General features: G+C 37.9%; 22 protein-coding genes. 10 read left to right on the forward strand and 12 right to left on the reverse strand.

Annotation, left to right across the window (positions count from 1 at the left end):
* Positions 1-23: 23 nt before the first annotated feature.
* The 3 genes from mobA to mobC all read left to right on the forward strand — a co-directional run bounded on the left by mobA (position 24) and on the right by mobC (position 3,895).
* On the forward strand, positions 24-461 hold the full coding sequence (mobA, locus tag BMW39_RS15960; RefSeq protein ID WP_034978597.1) for a conjugal transfer protein MobA: 438 nt from the start codon (positions 24-26) through the stop codon (positions 459-461).
* A gap of 1 nt (position 462) precedes the next feature.
* Positions 463-1,749: a conjugal transfer protein MobB gene (gene mobB, locus BMW39_RS15965; protein WP_034978594.1), complete on the forward strand. Its 1,287-nt coding sequence runs from the start codon at positions 463-465 to the stop codon at positions 1,747-1,749.
* Positions 1,750-1,894: 145 nt separating this feature from the next.
* Positions 1,895-3,895 carry a conjugal transfer protein MobC gene (gene mobC, locus BMW39_RS15970; protein ID WP_034978592.1) on the forward strand — a complete coding sequence of 667 codons (2,001 nt, stop codon included), beginning with the start codon at positions 1,895-1,897 and terminating at the stop codon, positions 3,893-3,895.
* A gap of 48 nt (positions 3,896-3,943) precedes the next feature.
* Here the strand turns inward: mobC and BMW39_RS19625 are convergent, their stop codons facing one another.
* The 3 genes from BMW39_RS19625 to BMW39_RS15980 all read right to left on the reverse strand — a co-directional run bounded on the left by BMW39_RS19625 (position 3,944) and on the right by BMW39_RS15980 (position 6,539).
* A complete protein-coding gene (locus BMW39_RS19625; protein ID WP_260262222.1) occupies positions 3,944-4,159 on the reverse strand; it encodes an RteC domain-containing protein in 216 nt (71 codons plus the stop codon).
* A 64-nt stretch (positions 4,160-4,223) separates the two neighbouring features.
* Entirely contained in the window at positions 4,224-4,790 is a 567-nt protein-coding gene (locus tag BMW39_RS19630; RefSeq protein WP_260262221.1) for an RteC domain-containing protein, read from the reverse strand.
* A gap of 45 nt (positions 4,791-4,835) precedes the next feature.
* Positions 4,836-6,539 (reverse strand): helix-turn-helix domain-containing protein, encoded by a 1,704-nt coding sequence (locus BMW39_RS15980; protein ID WP_034978590.1) that lies wholly within the window; start codon positions 6,537-6,539, stop codon positions 4,836-4,838.
* A 288-nt stretch (positions 6,540-6,827) separates the two neighbouring features.
* On the opposite strand from BMW39_RS15980, the gene BMW39_RS15985 reads away from it, so the two are divergent.
* The 3 genes from BMW39_RS15985 (at position 6,828) to BMW39_RS15995 (ending at position 9,035) form a co-directional block, all read left to right on the forward strand.
* Positions 6,828-7,037, forward strand: coding sequence for a hypothetical protein (locus BMW39_RS15985; RefSeq protein ID WP_175459337.1), 210 nt, complete (start codon positions 6,828-6,830; stop codon positions 7,035-7,037).
* A 198-nt stretch (positions 7,038-7,235) separates the two neighbouring features.
* Positions 7,236-8,741, forward strand: coding sequence for a DoxX family protein (locus BMW39_RS15990; RefSeq protein ID WP_034978586.1), 1,506 nt, complete (start codon positions 7,236-7,238; stop codon positions 8,739-8,741).
* A 24-nt stretch (positions 8,742-8,765) separates the two neighbouring features.
* A complete protein-coding gene (locus BMW39_RS15995; RefSeq protein ID WP_034978584.1) occupies positions 8,766-9,035 on the forward strand; it encodes a DUF6520 family protein in 270 nt (89 codons plus the stop codon).
* 31 nt (positions 9,036-9,066) lie between these two features.
* On the opposite strand, the gene BMW39_RS16000 is transcribed toward BMW39_RS15995, so the two are convergent.
* From BMW39_RS16000 to BMW39_RS16010, 3 genes are all read right to left on the reverse strand, one after another.
* A complete protein-coding gene (locus BMW39_RS16000; protein ID WP_175459338.1) occupies positions 9,067-11,397 on the reverse strand; it encodes an alpha/beta hydrolase family protein in 2,331 nt (776 codons plus the stop codon).
* A 109-nt stretch (positions 11,398-11,506) separates the two neighbouring features.
* A complete protein-coding gene (locus BMW39_RS16005; RefSeq protein WP_034978580.1) occupies positions 11,507-12,877 on the reverse strand; it encodes a RagB/SusD family nutrient uptake outer membrane protein in 1,371 nt (456 codons plus the stop codon).
* Positions 12,878-12,888: 11 nt separating this feature from the next.
* The gene (locus tag BMW39_RS16010) at positions 12,889-15,894 is read right to left on the reverse strand and encodes a SusC/RagA family TonB-linked outer membrane protein (RefSeq protein ID WP_034978578.1); all 3,006 of its coding nucleotides are present in this window, start codon (positions 15,892-15,894) and stop codon (positions 12,889-12,891) included.
* A gap of 646 nt (positions 15,895-16,540) precedes the next feature.
* Between BMW39_RS16010 and BMW39_RS16015 the strand changes: the two genes are divergently transcribed.
* Positions 16,541-16,906, forward strand: coding sequence for a helix-turn-helix transcriptional regulator (locus BMW39_RS16015; protein WP_051880049.1), 366 nt, complete (start codon positions 16,541-16,543; stop codon positions 16,904-16,906).
* A 163-nt stretch (positions 16,907-17,069) separates the two neighbouring features.
* Here BMW39_RS16015 and BMW39_RS19345 read toward each other — a convergent pair whose 3' ends face one another.
* Complete coding sequence (locus BMW39_RS19345) at positions 17,070-17,246, reverse strand: hypothetical protein (RefSeq protein WP_165569367.1); 177 nt, start codon at positions 17,244-17,246, stop codon at positions 17,070-17,072.
* An 89-nt stretch (positions 17,247-17,335) separates the two neighbouring features.
* Between BMW39_RS19345 and BMW39_RS16020 the strand changes: the two genes are divergently transcribed.
* From BMW39_RS16020 to BMW39_RS16030, 3 genes are read left to right on the forward strand one after another with little or no spacing between them, the layout of a single operon-like run.
* On the forward strand, positions 17,336-18,112 hold the full coding sequence (locus tag BMW39_RS16020; RefSeq protein ID WP_051880048.1) for a DUF6602 domain-containing protein: 777 nt from the start codon (positions 17,336-17,338) through the stop codon (positions 18,110-18,112).
* A gap of 27 nt (positions 18,113-18,139) precedes the next feature.
* On the forward strand, positions 18,140-18,925 hold the full coding sequence (locus BMW39_RS16025) for a hypothetical protein (protein WP_131474361.1): 786 nt from the start codon (positions 18,140-18,142) through the stop codon (positions 18,923-18,925).
* 26 nt (positions 18,926-18,951) lie between these two features.
* Positions 18,952-19,449, forward strand: coding sequence for a PD-(D/E)XK nuclease domain-containing protein (locus tag BMW39_RS16030; protein ID WP_034978577.1), 498 nt, complete (start codon positions 18,952-18,954; stop codon positions 19,447-19,449).
* A gap of 57 nt (positions 19,450-19,506) precedes the next feature.
* Here the strand turns inward: BMW39_RS16030 and BMW39_RS16035 are convergent, their stop codons facing one another.
* From BMW39_RS16035 to BMW39_RS16055, 5 genes are all read right to left on the reverse strand, one after another.
* Entirely contained in the window at positions 19,507-20,109 is a 603-nt protein-coding gene (locus BMW39_RS16035; RefSeq protein ID WP_034978575.1) for a hypothetical protein, read from the reverse strand.
* Between the two features lie 137 nt (positions 20,110-20,246).
* Positions 20,247-21,017 carry a hypothetical protein gene (locus BMW39_RS16040; protein ID WP_034978573.1) on the reverse strand — a complete coding sequence of 257 codons (771 nt, stop codon included), beginning with the start codon at positions 21,015-21,017 and terminating at the stop codon, positions 20,247-20,249.
* An 11-nt stretch (positions 21,018-21,028) separates the two neighbouring features.
* Positions 21,029-22,084, reverse strand: a complete 1,056-nt coding sequence (locus BMW39_RS16045) for a hypothetical protein (protein ID WP_034978571.1) — start codon at positions 22,082-22,084, stop codon at positions 21,029-21,031.
* A 209-nt stretch (positions 22,085-22,293) separates the two neighbouring features.
* A complete protein-coding gene (locus tag BMW39_RS16050; RefSeq protein ID WP_074719364.1) occupies positions 22,294-23,361 on the reverse strand; it encodes a BsuBI/PstI family type II restriction endonuclease in 1,068 nt (355 codons plus the stop codon).
* Complete coding sequence (locus BMW39_RS16055) at positions 23,362-25,218, reverse strand: HsdM family class I SAM-dependent methyltransferase (protein WP_051880046.1); 1,857 nt, start codon at positions 25,216-25,218, stop codon at positions 23,362-23,364.
* Between the last annotated feature and the right edge of the window lie 111 nt (positions 25,219-25,329).

A 25,329-nucleotide genomic window follows, 5' to 3' on the forward strand; every position in this document is an offset into this window, starting at 1 on the left:
TTTAATAATTAATTAGATAGATTATGAAGGATCATAATGGTAAACCACAGAAAAAAACAGGACGCCGTCCGAAGGCTGATCCTGCCAAGATTCGATATACGATCTCATTTAATGAGGTGGAACATACCCGCTTTCTTGAACTTTTTGACGAGTCGGGAATGAAAGTTAAGGCTCATTTTATTACGTCTTGTATTTTTGAAAAAAGCATAAAGACCATTAAAGTAGATAAAGGAACTGTGGATTTCTATATGAGACTGACCTCATTTCACAGTCAGTTTCGTGCTGTTGGCGTTAATTATAATCAGATGGTTAAGCTTTTATACACGCATTTTTCAGAGAGAAAAGCAGCGGCTATGCTCTATAAATTGGAAAAACAAACTATAGAAATGGTGGAAATTTTCAAAAAGGTAATGCAGCTGACAGAGGAATTTGCCCAAAAGCATCTGAAAAATTCAGAATAAAATGATCGCAAAAATTGGAAGAAGCAGCAATCTTTACGGTACATTGTCCTACAATAATCAAAAAATTGAAAAGGAAAATGCTGAGATATTGTTGATGAACAAAATGATTGAAACTGTAGACAGCAAGTATTCTGTTGCCCAGTTGGCGAGGTCATTTGAGCCTTACCTTTTAGCCAATCGAAATACAGAAAAGCATACGCTGCATATCTCATTGAATCCTGATCCTAAAGATAAGGTCTCTGATGAAAAATACAGGGAAATCGCCCAGCAATATATGGCAGAAATGGGCTACGGAGACCAGCCTTTTGTTGTCTTTAAACACACAGATATTGACCGTAGTCACATTCACATTGTATCGGTTTGTGTAGATGAAAAAGGAAAAAAGATCTCCGATAAATTCGAGAGAATGCGGTCTATGGATATTTGTCGTGAACTGGAGAAAAAATACTTACTGACAACCGCAATCGATAAGGTTAGGAAGAGTTATGACAAGATCTTCCGGCCTGTAAATTATCGTGCAGGCGATATCAAAAGTCAGATAGCCTCAGTAGTTCGCCACCTGCCAAACTATTATCAATACCAGACTTTGGGAGAATATAATGCTTTACTTTCCCTTTTCAATATTACAACAGATAAAACCGAAGGCGAACTGCAGGGAAAAATGCAGCAGGGTCTGTTGTATATCCCCTTAAATGAAAAAGGCGAAACAGCCGGACATCCTCTCAAGGCTTCCCTGTTCGGAAAGAACGCAGGACTGCCAGCATTAGAGCTGCAATTTGCTAAAAATAAAGTGTCTTTAAAAGGCTACTCCTCAAAAACTAAACTTATAAATGCCGTCACCACTGCTTTGAGAGCTACGATTAGTGAGTGCGAATTCAAAAAGAATCTTGTCGGACATAACATTGATACAGTGGTCCGCAGAAATGAGACAGGACGTATTTACGGGATCACTTTTATAGACCATCATTCCAGAACGGTTTGGAACGGTTCACGTTTGGGTAAGGAATTTTCTGCCAATACCTTCAATGAACATTGGAACCATTATAACCCTGACATTTCAAAGACAGTGGAAAAACTACCGAAACCATCTCATAAAGATGATTTAGATCTTACTGTTGAAGAACCGCACCAATTATTCAGTTTCCTTAATAATGATGACAAACATGAAGATGATATTGCTGAAGCATTAGGAGGCTTTCTTCCCGAAGCTTTGGGTGAAGATCAGGAGGAACATGATTTTGCGAACAGAATGAGGAAGAAAAGGAAACACGGGAGAAATCGGAGATAGAGATCAGAGTCACAAAATAATATTTTGACAAATGTTTGAATATTCTATCAGCATACTGCCATGCACTTCCACTAAAATCCACATTCCTGAAGTCGCTTGCATTAAGCTCATAAATTTACGCCCATAAATAAAAAAAAACAATATAATGCAGGGAGAAGACGATTTAAGAGGTTTAGCCAAAATAATGGCTTTTATGAGAGCAGTTAGTATCATAGTGATATTGATGCATCTTTACTGGTTTTGCTATGGCTTTTTTGAACAGCGTAGCTGGAACTTCGAAATTGTCAATAAGATCCTGCAAAATTTTAACAGGGCGGCAGGACTCTTTGGCAGCACAATATATTCAAAACTTTTTGCTGTTGTATTGTTGGGGCTGAGCTGTCTTGGAACCAAAGGGGTGAAAAATGAAAAGATCACTTGGCCGAAAATATCTGTAGTCTTAGCATTGGGTACTGCCCTATTCTTTTTCAACACACCTTTATTGCTGATCTCACCAAATCCTTTCACATTGCTTTATATGATTTCAACTGGTTCGGGCTATATCTTATTGATGATAGCCGGTGTATGGGTAAGTCGTCTTCTGAAACATAATCTGATGGATGATGTTTTTAATAGTGAGAATGAAAGCTTTCTGCAGGAGACCAGACTGATGGAAAACGAATATTCCGTCAATCTCCCCACAAAGTTTTACTACAAAAACAAATGGAACAGTGGTTGGATCAATGTGGTCAATCCATTCAGGGCTACTATAGTTCTTGGTACGCCTGGATCAGGAAAATCCTATGCTGTTGTAAACAATTATATCAGGCAGCATATTGAAAAGGGATTTTCCATGTACATCTACGATTTTAAGTTTGACGACCTTTCCCTTATTGCTTACAACCATCTGTTAAATCATTCGGAGGGTTACAAGATCAAACCGAAATTTTATATTATCAACTTCGATGACCCCAGAAAAAGCCACCGTTGCAATCCGTTGAATCCAAACTTTATGACGGATATATCAGATGCCTATGAAGCAGCTTACACAATTATGCTCAATCTGAACCGAAGTTGGATCCAAAAGCAGGGAGACTTTTTTGTGGAAAGCCCGATCATCCTTTTGGCAGCGATCATTTGGTTCTTGAAGATCTATCAAGATGGTCAATACTGCACTTTCCCGCACGCCATAGAATTGCTCAATAAAAAGTACGAGGATGTGTTTACAATACTTACCTCCTATTCCGAACTTGAAAACTACCTCTCCCCCTTTATGGATGCCTGGCAGGGCGGTGCGCAGGATCAGCTGCAGGGACAGATTGCTTCTGCAAAGATCCCTTTGTCCCGAATGATCTCCCCGCAACTCTATTGGGTGATGACAGGAGATGATTTCTCACTGGACATAAACAATCCGGAGGAACCCAAGATATTATGTGTAGGCAACAACCCTGACCGTCAGAATATTTACTCAGCCGCACTGGGACTTTACAACTCCAGAATTGTCAAGCTGATCAACAAAAAAGGGCAGCTGAAAAGTTCAGTCATTATTGATGAGCTGCCCACCATTTACTTTAGGGGACTGGACAACCTGATCGCAACTGCCAGAAGCAACAAGGTTTCGGTCTGCTTGGGATTTCAGGACTTTTCTCAGCTGACAAGAGATTATGGAGATAAGGAAAGCAAAGTGATTCAAAACACCGTGGGAAATATATTCAGTGGACAGGTGGTTGGCGAAACTGCAAAATCACTGTCAGAAAGGTTTGGGAAAGTACTGCAAAAAAGGCAAAGCATATCGATCAATAGAAATGACACGTCAACGTCCATTTCAACACAACTGGACAGCCTGATCCCGGCCTCGAAGATCTCAACGCTCACACAGGGATTTTTTGTGGGTGCCGTTTCTGACAACTTTGATGAAAGGATCAATCAGAAAATATTCCATTCTGAGATTGTCGTTGACACCGTTAAACTTTCTGCGGAAGAAAAAAACTATCAACCAATACCTCACATCCGTTCATTTGTTGACGAGAACGGAGCCGAGCGTATGCGGGAGGAAATTACAGCCAATTATAAAAATATCAAAGCGGATATCCTGATGATTATTACGAATGAAATGGACAGGATCTCAAACGATCCCGATCTGCAGCATTTGATCAATAAAGAATAAAAAAAACCTTGAATGCAGACTGACAGGCATTCAAGGTTTTTAAACCGATCACTCCCCTTCAGTATTCAGAAAATGCTGGTGAAGATGGTCACTGACCAGATGCAAAAATTTTGTCGGCCCCTGTTTACGGTTCCGGATCTCAAAAATGGTTTTGTGGAAGTTGCCGAGGTCTGTGTCCAGAGATCTTTCCACAAACTTAATGACCTCACTGAGCTCGATATTACCGCCATTGAAACATCGCATCTGGTAAAGCGCATAGACCAATTCGATCAGGCCGACCTTTGATGCAGACCATACCAGTGGTGAAAAGCTTTTACCAATGGGATGATCACCAATATTTTCGAGCTGTTTTTTTTAAATATTGGTCCATTTTCTGGCTGGCAAGGAACCTCGCGATCATCTGATCGTGAGAAGTGGTAAAACTCGTGTCAAAATTGTAGAAGCCAAATGATAATTTCATTTTCAGGTCGTAGGAATTTCTGACAAATATCTTCTGGTCAAGATAGGTGGCTTCCCTCCTGTAATAACTGTAAAATTCTGCCTGCTCCTCATAAAAGGTTTTCAGCTTTTCCTGTTCTGCCTCGTAATACTTTTTCAGAGCCTTGTTTCCCGCATTAGGTTTATGGGATTCGATGTCAAGAATAGTGGAATAATAAATGAATTTAGAAATAAACTGGGGCTTCAGTGTTTTAAAGAAGTAGACTTCTTCAGCAACCGTCTCAAAATGATGCGGGGAGATCATCTCCTTTAAATTTCTGACCGATTCATCGATGAGTATAAGAGATTTCTCAGCGATCTTAACCATGTCTTCGTCGTCGTCATACACTTCGTTGATCTTCAACTCCAGGTCGTCATTTAGTTTTGTGATTTTTCTAAAAATAGTTTTTGTTACCATGTCCTTTTTTTAGAAATTTACAAAAAATCCTTTATTGATGCCTAGTTAGCTCAATCCCAATTCTTTTTTTCTGTTCCTGATGTAATCAGTCGGTCTGATACCATTGATCTCATTAAACAGGCTGGAGAAATTTTGGCGTGCCGCTATGCCGCACTCCTCTGCCAAAGCTTCGATGGTGTAATGGAGGTATTTATTGTTGGTGTTGAGAAGATTGGTAATATAGTTGATCCTAAGTTCAGCGATATACCTGTTGAAATTCATGCCTTTGTTCTCATTGATGTAGATGGAAAGATAGTGGGAATTCGTACCTAGTTTTACGGCTGTACTATGTTGCGTCAATCCCTTTTTCCGGAATTGATGTTCATCTTCGAACTTTTTTAGTTTTTCTGTGATCTTCTGCGCCATCTCATCGGTCAGAAAAGTTTTTCTGATCGAATATTCCGGTGCCTCATCAATGACGAGGTCGTCTTTGGCAATTGATTGTTCTGCCAGTTTTTTTTGAAGGAATAAATACTGCTTTTTAATTGTTCGGTCTTTCCGGTAACGGACTGTGAAAATAATCAGGATCAATAAGACAAGTCCTGCAAGGAATTGAGCGTAAACAGTCTTTTTTTTGCTGACCTGCTCCAGCCTTTCCTTCTCCTCTACCAGCATGCGGCGATCAAAATCCCTGTGAAGCTTTGACGAGAGATAAGCATAATTCTTGGTCAGCAGGCTGTCAGCTTTCAGCAATTGGTTGGTATAGTACAACTGTCTTTTAACATCTTTATCTTTATAATGTTCGATCAGAAAGTTGTAGCTTTTATAGACCTCGGGTAATACAAAGGCGTGAACTTCAAAGATAGAATCGATCTTCGTATAATATAAAATGGCTTTATCGGTATCGTTTTGTGCCTCGTTGATCTTGCCCAGATAGTAATACACCACAGAGGCCCAGGCGAAATCATTTCTCTGGACTATGACTGGTAATGAACTTTCAAGGTCGGCCTCAGCACCTGAGTAATCCTTTTTTATATATTTTGAAATGCCTCTGCACTTTAGAAAATAGCTGTGCTCTAAAGCAAAATCGTCATCATTTAATGTAAGGTCATGTCCCAACTGGCTCAGACTGTCGCTCTTCTTGTAGTTTTTAAGATACCGGCAGGTGACCGTAAGCTGGTGGAGGCTGTTTAGATAGGCCTTTTTGCGGTTAAACTTTTCGTTGAAATGAAGTTTCGCCTCTGTTTTTTTTCCATAATAAGCAACGCACTCATCAAAATGCTCCTGAGCCTCCTCATAATAACCTAAATGTAATTTCACAACCCCTAAATGATAGATCACCTTATGATGAAGATATTGGTCATATGACCTTTTGGAAAATCCATAGGCTTTTAGATATTGGTCCAGTGCAAGTTTATAGTTTTTGTGATAGAAATAGTAAATGATACCCTTGCTGAGATAATCATTACTGATGTCGTCCTTAGATCCATATTTGATGCTGGCTGCGATAGCACTGTCCGCATAGTTGATCTTATGCGGAAGATCGAACTGCCGGCCGTCCCGGTAACCCTGGATCAGCTTTGAGAAATTGGATTCATCCTTTGCCTTTAGGATAAAGATCCTCACATCAGGCATCGCACTGATGTCATCAATGGTTTTCATCTCATACTTTCTTCTTATTTTCTCAAAGGTCTTTTCTTTCTTTGGCTGTGAAAATGTAAGCTGCGATAAAAAGGAAAAGAGCATGAGAAAGCCGTAACACTTTTTCATATGCTTATTATTAGAACCTCACCATCTCAAAATTAAACATTTTCCCATTAAATAAAGGATTTCTGTGCGGCTTGATGGTCTGTCAAACGGAAATTGTTCCTAACTCTCATGACTAAGGGCTTAATACCTGAAAATGAGTGGTACAATTTTAAAATTGATACGTCTTCATTTTAAAATAGCGCCACAGCAGGCTTTTTTTCAATTCCCGACGACTCTACCTTTGGTCTCAGAATTCTAATATAATCCGGTCGGAATAACCATTTAAAATTATTTAAAATGAAAAAGTTATTGCCATTTTTAAGTCTTATCGCATGCGCATTTGGTGTGCTGAATTGTGCAGAACATGATGATGCTGTGTTACCGAAAACCGAAACTGATGATCTGAAACCTGCCGTATTTCTGCGTGGGGACACGATCAGAAAAGACAATCCACCAGTATATCCCGATCCACCTGTGAGAGATGGTGACAATTGGCGGACTGTTCCAATAAATAATTAAATTCTATATCCTATGATTCCCCATACCTCCATATCAGTTGTCACAGGCTTACCATGTCCGGAAAGCGGCATCTGGGAAAGTATGGGGAATTTTAAAACCACCTGTCCGATTATGAAAGGCAGCAAGATGCCGGATTATTGCGGATTGAAAGTTAAATGGAGACTGTTGCGGTCCAGTTAAATTCTAAAAATATTGGTGATGAAAAATTATTTGAATATCTTCATTTTAATAGTCAGTTATTTTTTTATTCTGCTGTTCGTCTATGCGGGTATCAGTAAAATTCTTGACTTTGAAAATTTCCAGGTGCAGATCGGGCAATCTCCATTATTAAGTTCTTATGCAGGTATTGTTTCTTATTCAGTGATCATTTCAGAGCTATTTATTGCTTTTCTTCTCATATTTTCTCAATACAGAATAATAGGATTATACGGCTCACTGGGTATAATGACATCATTTACAATATACATTTACCTTATTCTCAACTACAGTGAATTTATACCATGTTCTTGCGGAGGCATATTAGAAAAATTAGGATGGGAAGAACATCTGATCTTTAATGTTTGCTGTGTTGTCGCTGCTGCTGTAAGCATTTTCATTCTTGAACATGTAAGGAAGCATTGGATCAAAACACTGGTTTCAGTTACAATCATGATCATTCTAAACTGTGCCTTGGTCATGATTTTATTTTTTTCTTCAGAACAGATGATAAAGAAAGGAAATAGTTTCGTGAGACGATTTCCCCATCATCTCATTATAAAAGAGAAAAGCCTTGACCTGAAGGTCAACTCTTATTATTTTGCGGGTGTGAGCGAGGGAAAAATCATTCTTGGCAATTATACAAATCCAATGATAATAACGGAGGTTGACCCATCAATGAACAATTACCGAAAACAGATGATCAAGCTTGATAACTATGATCACGGATTTAAATTTCTAAAGCTGTATGTCCAAGGTTCTGAATTTTATCTTGCAGACGGGACGGTTCCAATTATTTACAGAGGAACTATCAAAAGCCATTATGCTGAGACCGTTAGCTACAAAAAATTCTATTTTGACCAGATAGCGGTCATTGATTCAGTAAAAATTGCATTCAGAACCTTTAATCCTAAAACGATGGTCAGATCTCTAGGAATCTTAAATACAGCAAGCGGAAAGTATGAATTGAATCCGAATATCATTCAAAAGCAGAAGGACGGTATTTTTGATACAGATGGTTATCTCATTGCAGACAATCAAACGGATCAATATTATTATAATTACTTCTACCGTAATGTGATTACCAGCGCTGATGCGGATCAGCTTTTCAGCAGTCAACATACCATAGATACAACCAGCATTGCCAAGGTTCAAAGTAAGATGATGACCAATGGTAAGATCAAAATGAACGCACCACCCGTGATGGTAAATAAGATGGGAACCGCAGTTAATGGTTTCTTATTCAACCAGTCCAATCTGATGGGGAAATATGAAAACCGCAATCAATGGAAAACCAATTCAATCATCGATATCTACAATACAAACAATAAAAGCTACAGAGGAAGTTTCTACATTCAGAATAAGGGCGATGACAAATTGATCCAAATGTTCGCTACATATGAATACTTCTACACGCTTATAGGAAATGAGATTATTCGTTACCGCTATGCGCAGGCGTTTGCTAGCGATCTCAGGAAAGGGAATGCCGAAAACCTTACATTAGAGTAGGCAGCAACAAACAAACTTAATATTATGAAAAAGTTCATTATGCCTGTCGCGATTGTGATGATAGGCGCAACATCAGCTTTAGCTGGCAATTTAGGAAAAGGCAGCGATAAAGCAATTGTAAACGGTTTTGCATTCCATAATGCAGAACCAGTAGTAAAATGTATAGACAGCAATGTCTCTTGCAGTACAACGGGATCTGTTACCTGCATGGCTAATTTAGGCAGTGGTCCGGAACAACTCTATGAGAAGATCGATGATACTTCTTGTCCGAACCCTCTTTTCGTAAGACCATAAATTTAAAAAGGATGCTGAAAAGCATCCTTTGTTATTTTTGATCCATCCATTCTTCAATATCCGCATCTTTGAGATAATGATCAAACCAATCACTTATTTTCCCTGCAATATCCAGCCTGTTTTTTCTTTTTAGAAAACCGTGGCCTTCATCGGGATAAAAGAGTGCAACACCTTCTTTTTTATTTCGTTTTAAGCCAACATAAAATTCCATGACCTGGTCCCAGGCAATATTCTTGTCCAGCATTCCAGCCCACAGCAAGATGGGAGCATTGATTCCGGAAACATTGTAGACAGGACTATTTCTGATATAAAGCGCCTTATTATCTTCAAAACTTTGCGGCATTTCATATTGTCCATCTTCAAACTGCCAGTAAAAAGGTTTGAGAAAATTATAATTAAAAGAAAAATAAGATCTTACCAGATCGCTGTTTCCTGCTCCTGAAGCATAGGCGGCAAACCTTTTGGAGTGTGTGGCAATAAAATTAACTTCATAACCACCGTGCGAATGTCCTATCAGCCCTATCCTGCCAAAATCAATGGCAGAAAATCCGGTTAAGGCATCTAAACCCCGGTTGACACAGTCAAGTGCTGAAAAACCGGTTCCTGACTTACCATAAACAATATCAGGTAAAAAAACAAAATAGGATCTTTCAAGATAGGATCTGATGTTCAGGCCTTCTGTCCGTTCAAAAAAACCATCCCTAAGATACTCATTCCCGTATTTGCTCTGCCTTTGGTAGATGCTGACGATCATAGGGTACTTTGCAGCAGCCTTATAGCCGACAGGAAAATAAAGAATCCCAGTAAGCCTGACACCTTCTGCGTTGGTATAGGAAATCCTTTCGCTGTGAATCGATGGCAGCAATCGGTCATCGCCATTGCTTTTAAAAACCGTTTTCAACTTTTTCCCTGAAATCACGTTAAGATAAGGTGGTACGCTATAATCTTCTGCAACGTAGCTTATCAGATCGCCATCTTTTTGGACGATTGATTCAATCCTTTGCCTTGTGGGCTTAACCAGTATTTTTATCTGATGATTGAAGTAGGAAATCACAGCCGTCCTATCTTCACTGTGATCATACATCTTCAACAGAAGTCTTTGTTCAGGATCATAGATATTCTGCGATGCGTCACCCGAACTCTGCCTTTTTTGAGCGGCATTTAAAATAGTTGGAACATAGCCCTCCAATAGTCGGATCCTTTCTGTTTGCCCGTCGTTGATCCTGTACCTCATCAGACCTTCTTTAGATGTGAACATTATAGATTGGCCGTCTGAAGAGAAGAATCCCTCATTACTGCTTTCGATACCGAGTTTTTTTACAGCAAGTGTCTCTACATCAAACAGGATCCACAGACCATTGAAATCAGACAGAAAGTAACGGCCTGTCTTTCCGTAAATGACCTTTGAGCCTCCTGCACCAATGAATTCCCTACTTAGGTTCCTGCTGTCATAACGGTAAAAATCGATTTCAGGATAATATTTCACATAATCCTGGTTCAGAGAAGGGTCAAATGTTATAAAATAGTTCTCATGGCCTATACTGACCGCAGTGGTAGATGGTTCTTCAGTTATTATTTTGCTAACACGCCTGACCGGATTCCATATCAGGGAGAGACTTTCAGATCCATTGTGAAATTTCTTTTCCAATTTCCGGTTAACTGTATTCCAGATATCTGGATCAGAAGATCCTTTGGAGGCTTCACTTTTAAGGCTCAGGGTGACAAAAAAGCAAAGGCTGTTAGGAATAGGCATTATGCTGGCAGAGCGGAAATCCTGCTTTATATCGTCCTTGATCCTAAAAACCTGACCATTCTGATCAATATAGACCATATCCCTACGCCCGTCTTTTTGCTCCTCGACCCAGGCAGTTTCACCATTGTCTGTCCAGGTGAGGTCAACTATCTTCTGATCCGTTGTCAGGATCAGTTTATCAGTTTGTTGACCATCATGCAATGTCGTGTGACCTTCTTTTAGTCTGGTAAAAAACAACTGATCGTTCTTAATAAAAAACTGGTCCACATTTTCGTATCTCTTCAGCAACCGGTCCTCTGACCACACTTCCAGATCCTTTTCTGCATCTTCTCTTTTTTGCAAAATGACCAGCAGGTTTTTTGATTTCAGATATGCTGCTTTTGCCATCTGAGACCAATGTCTCACAGTTCCGGAATGCACGTTGATAAGCTCCGCACTGCCGCTCCTGATGAGCAGCAGTTTTGAGCTTTCTGTAAAATAATACTTTGCTATTCCGGCGTATTGTCTGTTAACGTTAGGATCTTTGTGGCTGACCACCATCAATGTATCCTGTTCATCGTATATCTTACGAAATGCTGTCCATTGATGATCGGGTGAAGACACCTGCATCCCGATCGTATAACGGCGATTATGCTGCTCGGGTACGGTGCCCTTCGGGTAAACTCCGGACTGACAATGAAGTTTAGATGACAACAACAGGATAGCACAATATAACAGTTTAATAGCCTTCATTCTGGGGGTTGAGGTTGGCGTTGAGCAACAGTTCACTGAGGGGGATCGGCCACAGCTGATTAAAATTATTCCAGTTCGGCTTCACTGCTTTGAGATCCTGCAGCCTTCCGAAACGCTTCAGATCATAAAAACGCTGCCCGCCTTCGGTAAAAAATTCACGGCGCTTTTCCTTTATTAATTCTTCTAAAAACTGATCTTTGGAAAGAGTGCCCGGCAATGCTGATAAGGCGGCTCTCTGCCTTACAGCATTGATATATGGCAAGGCCTCACCTACCCTGTTCTGCTGTGCCAGTGCTTCTGCTACAATAAAGTAAGCCTGTTCCAATCTGAACAGTATCGAATATTCTGTGGTATTCGGTGACAGGCTTTTGTATTTGTAAGGTCTGTACCAGGTCTGCTGATTGAAGGTGACAGGCTTCATCCAGTTTTCTTTCCGCAGGTCTGTATTGGAGAAAGCATTCACAAGACTTGTGGAAAGCGCATAGGATGGCGGTGCGGCATTATCGAAATAGTAGAGCTGTGCCTCCGCTGTCCCGTCATTGATATTTTGCGGTTTTAACTGCCACAGAATATGTTTTCCTAATTTTAAAAATGCTTTCTTAATGTCTCCTTCGAACAAATACAATGGGCTGTTAATGACCTCTTTGGCCGCTGACTCTGCCTTCTGCCATTCACGTTGTGTCAGATAAAGGTCAGCCAGTACCATATGGACTACTTTTCGGTTGGGGTAAAGGCGTTCAGCATTGGTATAGTTATCTTCCAGAAGCCTCGATGATTCCTGCAGGTCTTTTTCAACCTGGATAAATATTGCATCGGCTGTCATTTTTTTTAAACGCTTGTTGATCTCAAAATCGGTTGTGTCCGTGTAGGGAATGTCACCGAATATACGCTGGAGATTAAAATAAATAACCGATCGAATAAGTAAGGCAGTACCGCTGATCCGCTTGCGGTCAGCTTCCGGTATGGATGAACTTTTCAGTCCCTCAATAATTGCGTTGGCCATATAGATCTCTTTATAAGCATTTTGCCAGGTTGATTCGACAATGGTATTTCCTGCCAGCGGCTGATTGTTGTAAATATCCATTGAAGCATTGATGTTATTGATGTAATAGCCATCAAGGTCATCGGCATAGCTTGCCAGCAAAGCGCCCATCCCCCGGTTTCCACCAGACAAAAGCGAATTATTTCTGATCTCTGCCAATAAATTGGCAAGTGCCGCATCTGCGGTGTTGGTATCCTGAAAAACGGCGGCGGTACTGATCTGATTATTTGGTGCGTCGATCTCTACCAGTTTTTCGCAGTTCAGCAAAAAACCTAATGAGATCAATGCTGTAATTAATATGATATAGTGTTTCATAATGTTGTTATTTAAAAATTCAACTGTAGTCCAAAGGCAATGGTTTTAAGCGGTGGCAGGTAGCCCGTTACACTGAATTCCGGATCCAATCCAAAATATTTGGTCCAGGTCCACAGGTTTTGCCCCTGCACATAGACGACCGCATCCTTAAAGAACCTGTCGGAACTTTCAATACGGTAATTCAGCTGTACATTTTTCAGACGGATGAAGGAAGCGTCACCGATCGCTGCGGTACTGTTCCTGAAATTATTCGTCAGTGTATTGACTTGCGTGTTGGTACCAGTGGAATAAGGCATAATGATCCCGCCCGGATTTTCCACAGACCAAACATTGACAAACTCCGCCGGCAGGTTGCTCATGGTTCCTGGCGTCGGCATATTCCTGGTGTAGTTCCAGTTTCTCTGTTTCACAAAATAGAAAAGAAATGACAAGCTTATATTCTTGTAGGAAACCTGGTTTTGCCATCCACCAAAATATCGGACCCCAATATTTTCTACCGCCTGCGTATCATCAGGCGCACTGATCTTTCCGTCACCATTAAAATCTCTAAAAGTGTAATTGCCTGTCACAGGATCGATCCCCTGATATTCAAATACTTTGACGATCGAGGTTGGATAGCCTACTTTGTAAGTGTTGGCATAGGTAGAGCCTTCCAATCCTGGAAATGACAGCAGTTTATTCTGTGGAACGGTCAGATTCACACCCGATTCCCACTTCCACTGCTCAGACCTTACGATATTGGAATTCAGGGACATTTCCCAGCCTGAATTTTCGACCGTCGCACCAAGATTGGCAAGGACATTTGAAAACCCTGTGGTCGATGGCAGTGGGATCCCTACTAGCTGATCCGATGAACGGTTTCTGTACCAGGACGTCGTCAGCATCAGTCGGTCTTTAAATAAACCCAATTCCAAAGCGGCCTCCAGTTTTTTTGTCTTCTCCCAGCTGTAGTCAGGATTATAGAGTCTTGAAGGATATAATCCCGTGATACTGTTGTAGCCTATATCATTGATCGTGTAGGTATCCAGATACTGGTAATCGCCGATAAAGTCGCTTCCTGTAATCCCATAGCTTCCACGAAGCTTTCCGTAACTCAGCCAGCTGATGTTTTCGAAAAAAGATTCTTTCGTGAATAGCCAGGCAGCTCCTGCCGCACCGAAATTGGCGACCCTGTTGTTGGTTCCAAAGCGACTGGATGCATCACGGCGTCCCGTCAGGTTGACAATGTATCTGTTGTTATACTGGTAATTCAGACGTGTATACAAGGCGGCGTACTTGTAAGGCGCATTGACCTGATCGGCTACGATCTTTGTCGTTGCGGCACCTATGTTGGTGATCAGGGCATTGCTGGCAAAACCTACTCCGATCATCGAGGACTGCCTACCGTTGGTTTCCTGAAAAGAACCTCCTGCAAGTACATCCAATTGATGCAAGCCTATATTTTTCTTCCACGACAACTGAGGTTCGATAATGTACGAAAACAGGCTGTTATTGCTTTTCAGGACAGAAGAACTGGCAGGCTTAATGCCGTAGGCGGGATTGTACATATTGCTGGGCTTCAGGGATAATTCGTCCAGATTCTGATAATTGATGCCGCCATTTATTTTGAACGAAAGGTCCTTCCAAAATCTGTAGGAGAGATTAACATTGGTATTCCACTGTGAGATCTTATTTTCATAAGTACTTACCAGAGAAGCCACAGGATTTGTAAAGGTGTTATTCTCCCAGTTGATATTTCCTGCAGAATCATATAGTGCAGGAGCATTGGGACTCATACCGAGTGCCTGCGTGGTCAGGTCGCTGTTCACGACATTATTTGAAAGTGAAGAGAACATATTGGAAGCCTCGATGCGGAATTTCTGATCCGACGACACATGGCTGAAGGAAGAATTCAGGATGTTGGTCTTGTAGTGGTAATCGGCTGGAAATACGCTAGACTGGTCGTTGTGCGTAAAGCTTACCAGAAAACTGTTTCGGTCTGTCCCTCCACTGATACTGGCCTGCGTCATGCTTCCCGCAGCCTTCCGTCCGATCAGTTCCTTCTGCCAGTCCGTATAACGATTTTGATCCCATGTGCCATTCACATCATAGGCCGTAGCAGGCAGTGTGGCGATTCCGGCATTCTGATAGGCCTGCCTTCTCATTGACAGATACTGTTCTGTACTCATCATATCCATATGACTGGCGACACTGCTCAGGCTGTAGCTGGTATTCAGGCTCAGCCCCAAAGTACCCTTCTTCCCTTTTTTGGTCGTTATCAATACCACTCCGTTTGCACCCCTCGACCCATAGATCGCGGTGGCATCGGCATCCTTCAGGATTTCAATGCTCTCAATATCATTGGGACTGATGGCATTGAGCGGGCTTATGCTTCGCAGAGGCATAATGGTCACGGAATAGGCGGAATTGAGCTGACCTCCCAATGGTACACCGTCGATGACGTAGAGCGGCTGGTTGCCATCCACACTGCTGTTGACGCTGTTGCGGAGACTGTTTCTTCCACGTATCTGGATATCATAGCCACCACCAGCCACACCTGAATTCTGGGTGATGCTGACGCCGGGCATTCTTCCCTGCACAGCTGACAGAACATTGGTCACGGGTTGGTTTTCTATGTCTTTTGCTGAAACTTTGGCGATACTACCGGTGCTTTCTTTGTCTCTGACCTTGTAGTAGCCTGCATTGAGAATAACTTCTTCGATTCCCTTTACGTTTTCCTTTAAACTGATATTGATGACTTTCTGATTGGTAGCGGTGATTCGCTCTTCTGAATAATCAGGGTGTCTGAACAATAGGATGGGATTTTCTACTGAAACCTGTAACGTATAGGTTCCATTTTCGCTGGTGGTGGTTACCTGGTCACTTCCCTCTTGGGAGATCATTACTCCTGAAAGGGGTTTGTTGGATGAAGTAACGGTACCGGATATGGTGCGTGTTTGGGCGTTTGTGTTACTGCTGACAGCGGTCAGCATAAGGCCAAAGAAAATACCTCCTATATTAGAATAGGAATTTTTCATAGATTTGTAAAAGGTTTTTTAATTGTTCAGTAATTACTAAGCTTCGCTCTTTCCCTAGGTCGTCAAACTGTATGGGAAGGGGCTTTTTTGTTTTTTGATCTTTTGTAATTGTAGTAGTGGCTTCATTGATAGTTAAAAACTTTCCTAATGCCCTTTGGTGTGAAAAAGGACTGGTGAGGATCTGTAAGCAGTGACCGCAAGGCACCGGAAAGAATTTGATATGAATGAAATCTGTGTCCCGAGTGAGCTATTTAAAGCCGCAATAGGTTGTACCTTCCTATTGTATCGTGTAGTCTGATACTGTATTTTAGGAAGCGGGCTTAGATTTTTTGTAGAAATGAGCGAACTGCATTGAAAAAAGACGGCATGGGTACTCTACATTATCAGTAATAGGGGTACTGGTATACCTTACACACAGATAAGGGGAAGAGACCCACGCCTAGGTCGTGAGCCGCTTACTTATCGTCTTGTGTGTTTAAAAATTACCAGTTTTCTATTACAAGATTCTAAGCAATAGCTTCTATATTTCTTTGAAGTATCGCAAAGTTACATTTTCTGTAACCTCTTTTACAAATATAATAAAAAAATTCTTATTCGATACAAATTTGTATCGAATAATATTATTGAATATTTCAAATTTTACTATATGCAAGAATATAGTAATGAAGAAATTGACTTTTTAGCCTTACAGATCGGCTGTATAGTTAGAGTTGAAAGACTTAAACAAAAAATATCCCAAGAAAGTCTCGGACTTTTGATCGGATCTAATAAGACTACTATTGGTAGATTGGAGAGATATGAGCATTCTACAAGTTGGAAAATACTATTTAAAGTTTGTCAGTCACTAAAAATCGAATACAATCCCCTGTTTATATTACAATCATTGGATTATGTCCTATCTATAATTAAGGAATCATTTAATTTGGAAGAAAAACTAACCGCTGAAAAAGAACTATTTTACAAAAACTTAGAGATTGATGCTAAAGAAAAATTTAATAAAATAAAAAAATGATACTTTAGGATAACTTAAAAAACAAATCCTGACGGTTGTCAGGATTTGTTTTTTAAGTTCAAGTAGTATAGATAGATTCAATACAAAAATCCCCAATAAATGGGGATAAAAACTAATAACCATGAAAACTCATTTATATGAGAGATCATGCAAATGTATTTATTTATTTTGAAATAGATATTTCCTTATAGTACCTATCAGAACATTGCAGCAGAACTTCTTCTGTTTCCTTAAGCACTTTTTTGGTTTTGTCGTGCTCTTTGATGGTCTGATAAAGACTTATTGATAATGCGATGATTGCAATAGTAGCAATTACACTGTAGATTTTTAGTGTTTTCATATTTGTGGTTTTTGTAAAGTTAAGAAAAATTGAAACGTCAAATAGGGTGATATCTTGTATATTTGAATTATAACGAACTTTTAATAACCATGATTAATACCCTAGATTATCAAAAATCTTTAAATAGAGAATTAGACATTGTAAAAAATAGAGTCAGAAATTTAATCGGAGATGCACACTGGGGTGAAGATGGAAGATATAAAGAAGAAAAGCTAAAATCTCTTTTAAAAACAAAATTACCTAATAATTTATCTGTTGGAACAGGTTTTATACTGCATCAAATTACACCAACAGAAAATGTTTTATCAAAACAAATAGATATTATTGTTTACGATAATAATTATTCTAAAATATTTGAAGAGGGAGATTTTGTCATTGTTACGCCAAGTTCTGTAAAAGCTATTATCGAAGTAAAATCAAACATATCATCAAGTCGTACAGACAAAAATGGTCTATCGAAAATTGTGGAAAATTTTAATTTTATTAATCGATTCCCAACATTATGTCGAACCGATGAAAACAGAATTTTTAGAGGATTAATTTCCTTCGATTATAGAGGTAAAATAAACTCTAGTGTTATTGACGATTCAATACGATTATCTCGTGGAGTAATTAATCATATTTCACTGGGAGGAAATATTTTTATAAGGCACTGGATAGACGGTATAGGATTAGATCCACCGGTTGATGCAAACTGCAATTCGAATTTCTATAATTTATACGAACTTGAAGACTTATCCCATTCTTACTTTATTTCAAATCTTATTCATATGACAACATCAGTTGATCTATCAGACAGATATTTCATGGATTTTCCGATAGAAGGTTCTAAAGAAACTAAAAGGATCAGAACAGTGTGTCTATAACAATTAAGCTACTTGCAAATGTCAGAAATGAACTTTTTAGTAACAGATAAATTTGGTAATTATCCCGAAAATACAAAAAATACAATCCTATTAACTTGGGACGATTGGAATGATTATTCATATTACACATTATTCGGTGTTGAGTATGTCGATTCCGAAGGAAAAAAATGCACAATAGGGGCTGTTAGAATCGCTTATATTGGCCAGAGAAAAGGTATTGATCAGAAAAAAATTAAGATTGGAGAGTCTTTCCAAACACTTGATGACAATCATTTTTCTGTAGGTACTGAAGATTCTTACTACGAAACTTTAAATGAATTACCAGAAGAAGTTAAGTATTTTGTTTTAGTTGGACTTAATGATATCGCTCTAAATAGTGACAAATTGAATCTAGCAATAAATGAAGAAGTAACTACCGATTCTCTTCTGAGAGATATTTCATATTATACAATAGTTAATCAATTTAAAAGAATTGCTAATGGAGGAGCCAGGCTAAGTAACTACAGTTTTACTTATTCTTCGCAAACTGAACATACTCCGCCAATAGGTTTCGATATAATTGCAGAACAATATCCTCCAACAAATATTCAGATAATTATAGGTAGTAACGGAGTAGGAAAATCATACCTGTTGAACAAAATGGTTAATTCCGTTTTACAACCAAACAGTAATTCTAACGACGGACAGTTCATTTTTAATACACAGTACCAAAGTGACAAATTTTCTAATGTGATTTGTGTGACTTTTAGTACAAATTTGATAAAAACATACATGAGTCTGAATTATCTAATCCTGAAGGAGAGCCTGAATTAGTCATAACTCAGCTTTTCAGAAGGTATTTGGAGCCATTCTCATTTTTCGATTATGCAAAAATAAAAGAGGATGAAAATCTAAAATTGTTTTCTCTTTTACAAAACACAGGATTTATAGTAAAAAATTTAAACAAACCCATAAAAAATGAAAGCGACATCTATCAGCAAGTGAAATGGATTTTGGGTCTGTACTATCCGAGCTGTAGACTTAGAAATAAAGCTTCGTTTATACAAGAATTCAAGGCCTACAATCCAGATATTTTAATCCCTGAGATGAAAACCGCAATAGAATATAAATATGTGGATTCAGCGAATGATAATATTGATGAATTTATGGATCAAATAAAAATTGATGCAACAAATTACGTTAACGATTCTAGATACGAAAATTTTTATGCTGTTATCTACATTGAAGATATTTCAATATCAACACCTGAAAGTATTGAAATTGCGTGGAAAAGTAAACATTTTCCAAATAATTGGAACTTAGTTTTAAGCGGACATACAATTAAAAATAAAAAATAAAAGCTACATACAAAATGTTAAATTTTGCAAAGCGCGACTTGAAATATTGAATAATATTTATATAAATTTCGGCATTGGAACGATGTTTTCTGGCGAAGTCTGATTAACATTTCCACAAATGTAATATATAATAGTAGCAATTAATATAAGAACGAGCACTATAATCCAAAGGGTGGTATACCATTTTTTCTTTTTCTTGATATATAATAGATCAGAATTATGTTCTTCATCATTATTAAGGATACGGGCAATATCTTCTTCAGTTAATAAATCAGTATATCTTGTTTTAAAATCTTTATAACTTTTTTTAAATCTAATTTCTTGCTCATTCAGTTCAAATCTTGAAATTATCATGTAAACTGATGTTATTCCAATAAATACTATAGTTATTAGAGTACTGTACATAATAAAATCAGAATTGTTTTTTGGAGTAGCCAGAATTCGCGTAACTATTAAGGAAGAGAAAAATGTAACTAATGAAAGTGCAGACTTTTGAAATCCGTTAGCAAAATTATCTGTAAAACTGGCTACGCGCTTACCATAATCTAAAATTTGGTCGGACATTTTATTTCTAACTTCAATGTATTGTTTTACATTCTGTTTTTCATAAATTTTATAACTGGATTTTAAAGATTCAAATACATCTCCCTCAAGCTCCAAACTAGAGTTCTTTCTTAAATGTAACGAGATTAAGTTTCTAGCTAATCCAATCTTATCTAAAATATTCCCGCTACTGTATATCCATAAATATATATTGTAAAAATCATCTAAATTTTTAATAGTAATATTATCTTCATCTATGGATTCACTGATTGACTTATAACCATTAACTTATAAAAAAAACTTTCTTTTGTTAAATCAGTGATATCAAAAACTGATGATATTATAAGAATTTTCGCTAACCTCTGAAATCGTTCCAATGTTGACAAATCAATTTCACCATTACCGCTGAAAATAAAATCTTCTGGAAGAACATGTAGTTTTCCAAAAAATGATGAGTGATTATTAGAAACTATATTACTAATTCTTTTTTCAGGATATTCATAATTATCTTCTGTAGGTTGATATTGAGCCGAAATAAAAAATTTATTGCTGTTTAATGTACCAACAAAATCATTTATAAAGATATATACCTTTGAATTATGATTAAAAATATTGCTGGAGAAAAAGTTTGCTAAACTTAAACTGTCAAATGATTTTATATAATTGAAAAAACAGTCTTTTGAGTAAAAATAAAATTGATTATCGTTTGAATTCTTATAAACATTGAGTTTAACATTGATCTTTTCTCCCTCTTCATGACTTACCAGTAAATTTTTTAGATCGTTTAAACCTGATGTAAAATTATTATCGTCTTTGATTACAACAGCTTCACCCTGCTCAATAGATAAATAAACAGAACAAATATCTGAACCTCTGATTTCTGTAAAAATATCTTTGAAATTCTCTTCTGTAGGCATTAGGATTGTAGGATATGAATATTCTACAGTAAATTCACTGAAATCTTCTTCAAAAATTTTAATCTCATTAGGAGTTCCAATACTATTTAAAAAAGAATTATATTTCATACTTCTAAATATTAACCACCAAATTCGTCAAAGCCTGTTGAGGTTTTGATAAAGATACCTTTTTCTTGTCGGCCATTCCGAGCACTTTCTATTGTACCAGGATTTACTTCCCCTTTAAGAACTAAATCAATACTCTCATGTAAACTAATAGTTTTCTTAATTTTCGCAGTAATTGCCTTTTTAACTAAGCTAAACTGAGGATCAAAGACAAACTTTGTAGGAAGCTCTCTAGCCTTAAGCGCAAATTTTTCAATATCTAAATCTTCCTTCTCTGGAACATATCCATCCAAACATTTTTCAATATAGTCTTGTATTTCAAACTCCTCATTGGAGCGGAAATAATGAATAGTAGTATTTCTTAAGTTCCAAAAATCAGTATTTGATTCCTTTCTAATAATATTGAGAATTTTAGATTCTATAATAGAAAATGCTTTTTTCGTATTTTCTTCATCTTCATATTTTTTTGCGAGTTCTAAGAAAGTATCCCACCAATATTTTGATATTGATTCATTAATATCATTAACATAAATCTCTTCTATATTTTTATCATTGTCAAAAGTAATTTGGACAGATTTAAAAATCTTTTTCTTTAATGGAAATCCATCTTGTTGAGTAAAGGTTGTCCTTTCTATATAGGAAAGAGTTTCAGCTTTGCATATGATAATTTTTTCAACATTTCGATCGGTAATATGCGAAATGATAAGCAAGCCTTCATGCAGTTGTTTACCTAATCTTGAAATTTTTTCCTGGGCTTCAACTTCAATTCTCAATAATCTGTCGGCAATTGCTTCTACTTCACTAAAATCTATATCATTATTAACAATTTGGCTGACTATATTAATAACCTCAGTATGCATGCTATTACATATAAACTGTCTACCTCCTTGTGTTGAAATTTCGTGAACAATGCCATGAATAAAATTCATGTAATCTGCTTCATTATCAGTTGCTTCTAAACTTGTATGCTTGTTAGCATCTAAATCCAATGTATATGAACCGATGCTATGAAGCTGAAGGTCGCGCTGTGGAAAAGCAGCTTCCTGCTGTAAATCGTTATTGTCTGCCATTTGAGTAATTGAATGAAAATACAACTTTAATGTATTATGGTTAATAATTTTTGCTAATGTTATGATTTATAACATAATTGCCAAATATATTAAAAATACATTATCAGTATTTACGTGTTTCCGTAATTAAATGGAAAAATCATATAGTACTATAGAACATTCGTTGAGACAATGTAAGTATTAATAAAACTAAGTATTAACGGTATTGATTAAAATTCAGACAATTTCCTCTCACTGTCACTTAAGAAAATAAGGTTGTCGGGCTCTGACATAAACCACGCAAAGCTCCCCCAAGCTAATTCAGGAACGGTTTTGCGGAATGGTTGTACCTGTCTGTCCCTATAAGCAGTAACGAATGCAATATTTTGTCGTTTGAAACCAGCCTTGTCACTGAGTTCATACAAAGCTTCTTTTCTTCTCTCGGAAATTGGCCCATCAGAGGCAACAACTTCAACAAATACCAAAAGCGGATCGGGTGTACCCAGATCTGCTAAGATCAGATCTGGCAAATTTTTATCTGCTTCGATTTCAAGGCCTATGGTTTTAGCAATAGCATCATCTACAAATGTTACTTTAGCGTCACTTGTGCTTAGCCATAAAACAGCTGGTTCTTTTAAAAATTTTTTGGAAAAAACTTCCACAACAGCTTTAGATATTTCCGAACTTGGACCAGCACTTAAGTTTCTTGCTTCACCATTCGGAAACGTCACCAGAACTCTCCCATCAGTTACATTTCCAGTGCGGCTTGCTAACGATAATCTCGCTCTTGCGCTGGCTGATAAATTGGTACTCTGCCATGATTTGATTTCTGATTCCAATTCCTCTTCCGCAATCGTTGGGTTGAAAAGATTTGCAAAATCATTCTGAAGTGTATAGCGAGGTCGGCTGGACGTAGTAGGTAGACCAGCTCTAGTAATAACCGCTCCTACAGGAATCAATCCTTCTCTTAAAGTCTCGTCTCTGATAGGTTCTCTCGTATTATCTGCATACCATCTTTTGCCTTCGGGCTGAAAACCTTTCGATAATGCTTGGATACCATACTGCTTACGATTCAAATCATCAGAGAGGACTGACTGCTCAGTTGTCATCCTATATACATGAACAGGACCGATAAAAGTGTCATTTCCATCAATCGCACCAACATAAAGCATGGTAAAAATCGTACTGGCAGCCATCTCCCTAATAAGATATGTTCTGTTGGGAGTACCTTCAGGAAATATCAAAGGAAGACGCTCATGGATTAATTCTCTTGTCACGTATGGAGGCAATTGACTCATTTAGTTTTTATTATATATTTTTGTGCATTCTTTTTCTATAAGATCAGAACTTGCATTATTATTGATTAATGTATTTAGGCGTTTCAATTTTAATGGTTCGGGTAATGGTAGTGATTCTAATTCATACGCAGATACCGCAACGCTCCCGCTGATTGTCGTGAATGCATCGTTAACAACTCTGCTATTTAAGAAAGTTGATAATGTTTTAAGGTTTACAAGAGGATTAGCGACCGTTGCAATAATCATATTCAAATGATTTTCAATAATTACCGCTGTATATTTTTCAATCAATTCATCTGGAAGTACCGATGTGATCAATCTTTTCTCCTGCTCTTTAGAAGTAGTTCGTTGCAACAAAACACAAGAGTTTTTGGTCTTCAGGAAATCCTCACCATCTTTAGATTGGAACCATTTTTTATGATTTTTCTTCTCTGCTTTAAGCTGAAAATTCCCATCCTTTGAAACGGCTTCAGCCCAAATTATGGGAAAAGAATTTCCGTTTTTTTTATCAGATAATTGTTTTTTATGTCTGTTCCAAACCAATTGCCCCGTGCTTACTTTATATCCGTAAGTAACAAGACTATCGTTCATGTTGGACATTGATGCTACAATTTTAGCATGTTTTATATTTCGTGGTAATATCCATGGAGAGCCTTTATCAATAGGTAATTCATACTTACCAGCCGAAGAAATCTTTAATTTGCCATTAGGTAAAGTCGCAATCTCGCTAATCTCTACAACTGGGATTTCGTCAGACAATTGACTTTTCTTTTTATACACTGCCAATAGGGTTTCTTGGAGCACATCTTCAAATACTCCCTTTCTACCAGCAACAAAATCAATCGTTACAGGGCTAGTTTCTTTTCGAATGAACATTCTCAATTTTTTAAAATATTCACCAGAAAGATAACTCGTAGGTGTAAGATACCCTATAACCCCACCGGGTTTAACAAGATTGATCGCTAAATGAGTAAATATGCCATATAGATTTGCGTGACCAAAAAGACTGTCCTCGTATTCTTCTCTTACTTCTTTAGTCAATGTCAGTTTACCGTAAGGGGGATTTCCAATGACAACATCAAATGCTCTTCGGTTGGCTTTATTTGAAAAAAAAGTGATTGTATCACAGATCGTTACCATAGATTTGATACGACGACCCGCTAAGTTCATAATATCTTTTACTGCAATTTGTAAAAATATTTCTGTTAACCATGCTGAAAATGGGTCAATTTCATAACCCATTAGGTTTTGTTCCAGATGTTGTAATTGTTCTTCAGGTGACAGATAATGAATTGCAGAGAGTATACGAAGAGCTATTGGTGCCAAAAATGCACCACCCCCGCATGCCGGATCGGCTACAGAACAAGATGCCCAATCTACTCCAGCACTTTCCACACCGTTTAATAGTCTGTCCGTAAGTGCAGGTGGAGTATAAAACACACCGTTATCTGATCTCATTTTTTCCGGAAGGATACTGGTGTATAAATTTCCTAACTCATATGAGGCTTTAATTACGTCTAGTTCAGCGGCAGCCTTGCCGATAACGTTGGCAACCGCTTCGATACTATCGTCAAATTCAACAAATGGTAACTCAATTCGACTGAGTTGTATCGGAAAAGATTGTAAAGAAAAATTTCGATTCGAATTCCAATATGAATTAATAACACGTTGCATGAAGTATTGCACTGTGGGGAGTCTTACCTCATCTTCAAATTGTTTTACCCAAGCTTTAGCCATAACCCTCCCACTGACCAAAGTTTTTGAAGGGTCTTTATCTGTGTTATTCAAAACAGCTAAAATCTCCTTTGTGATAGTTGATTTAACTGTAGTTTTTTTATGGCTTAATAGAGTACTCATAATATATTTCAAATATAGCTAAACTGTAATCTTTGGACAAGAAACTTCTTAAGAATCGTCTTTTGCAAAGCTAGGTTCCTAATGCGACAAATTATGACGTATTAAATAAAT

It is taken from the genome of Epilithonimonas lactis (assembly GCF_900110605.1).
Lineage (GTDB): Bacteria > Bacteroidota > Bacteroidia > Flavobacteriales > Weeksellaceae > Epilithonimonas > Epilithonimonas lactis.

Bases quoted from the DNA above. Each gene is read 5' to 3' on its own strand.
- mobA (WP_034978597.1), top strand. From the start codon at position 24: ATGAAGGATCATAATGGTAAACCACAGAAAAAAACAGGACGCCGTCCG.
- mobB (WP_034978594.1), top strand. From the start codon at position 463: ATGATCGCAAAAATTGGAAGAAGCAGCAATCTTTACGGTACATTGTCC.
- mobC (WP_034978592.1), top strand. From the start codon at position 1,895: ATGCAGGGAGAAGACGATTTAAGAGGTTTAGCCAAAATAATGGCTTTT.
- BMW39_RS19630 (WP_260262221.1), bottom strand. From the start codon at position 4,790: ATGGTAACAAAAACTATTTTTAGAAAAATCACAAAACTAAATGACGAC.
- BMW39_RS15980 (WP_034978590.1), bottom strand. From the start codon at position 6,539: ATGAAAAAGTGTTACGGCTTTCTCATGCTCTTTTCCTTTTTATCGCAG.
- BMW39_RS15990 (WP_034978586.1), top strand. From the start codon at position 7,236: ATGAAAAATTATTTGAATATCTTCATTTTAATAGTCAGTTATTTTTTT.
- BMW39_RS15995 (WP_034978584.1), top strand. From the start codon at position 8,766: ATGAAAAAGTTCATTATGCCTGTCGCGATTGTGATGATAGGCGCAACA.
- BMW39_RS16000 (WP_175459338.1), bottom strand. From the start codon at position 11,397: ATGCAGGTGTCTTCACCCGATCATCAATGGACAGCATTTCGTAAGATA.
- BMW39_RS16005 (WP_034978580.1), bottom strand. From the start codon at position 12,877: ATGAAACACTATATCATATTAATTACAGCATTGATCTCATTAGGTTTT.
- BMW39_RS16010 (WP_034978578.1), bottom strand. From the start codon at position 15,894: ATGAAAAATTCCTATTCTAATATAGGAGGTATTTTCTTTGGCCTTATG.
- BMW39_RS16015 (WP_051880049.1), top strand. From the start codon at position 16,541: ATGCAAGAATATAGTAATGAAGAAATTGACTTTTTAGCCTTACAGATC.
- BMW39_RS19345 (WP_165569367.1), bottom strand. From the start codon at position 17,246: ATGAAAACACTAAAAATCTACAGTGTAATTGCTACTATTGCAATCATC.
- BMW39_RS16020 (WP_051880048.1), top strand. From the start codon at position 17,336: ATGATTAATACCCTAGATTATCAAAAATCTTTAAATAGAGAATTAGAC.
- BMW39_RS16025 (WP_131474361.1), top strand. From the start codon at position 18,140: ATGAACTTTTTAGTAACAGATAAATTTGGTAATTATCCCGAAAATACA.
- BMW39_RS16040 (WP_034978573.1), bottom strand. From the start codon at position 21,017: ATGAAATATAATTCTTTTTTAAATAGTATTGGAACTCCTAATGAGATT.
- BMW39_RS16045 (WP_034978571.1), bottom strand. From the start codon at position 22,084: ATGGCAGACAATAACGATTTACAGCAGGAAGCTGCTTTTCCACAGCGC.
- BMW39_RS16050 (WP_074719364.1), bottom strand. From the start codon at position 23,361: ATGAGTCAATTGCCTCCATACGTGACAAGAGAATTAATCCATGAGCGT.
- BMW39_RS16055 (WP_051880046.1), bottom strand. From the start codon at position 25,218: ATGAGTACTCTATTAAGCCATAAAAAAACTACAGTTAAATCAACTATC.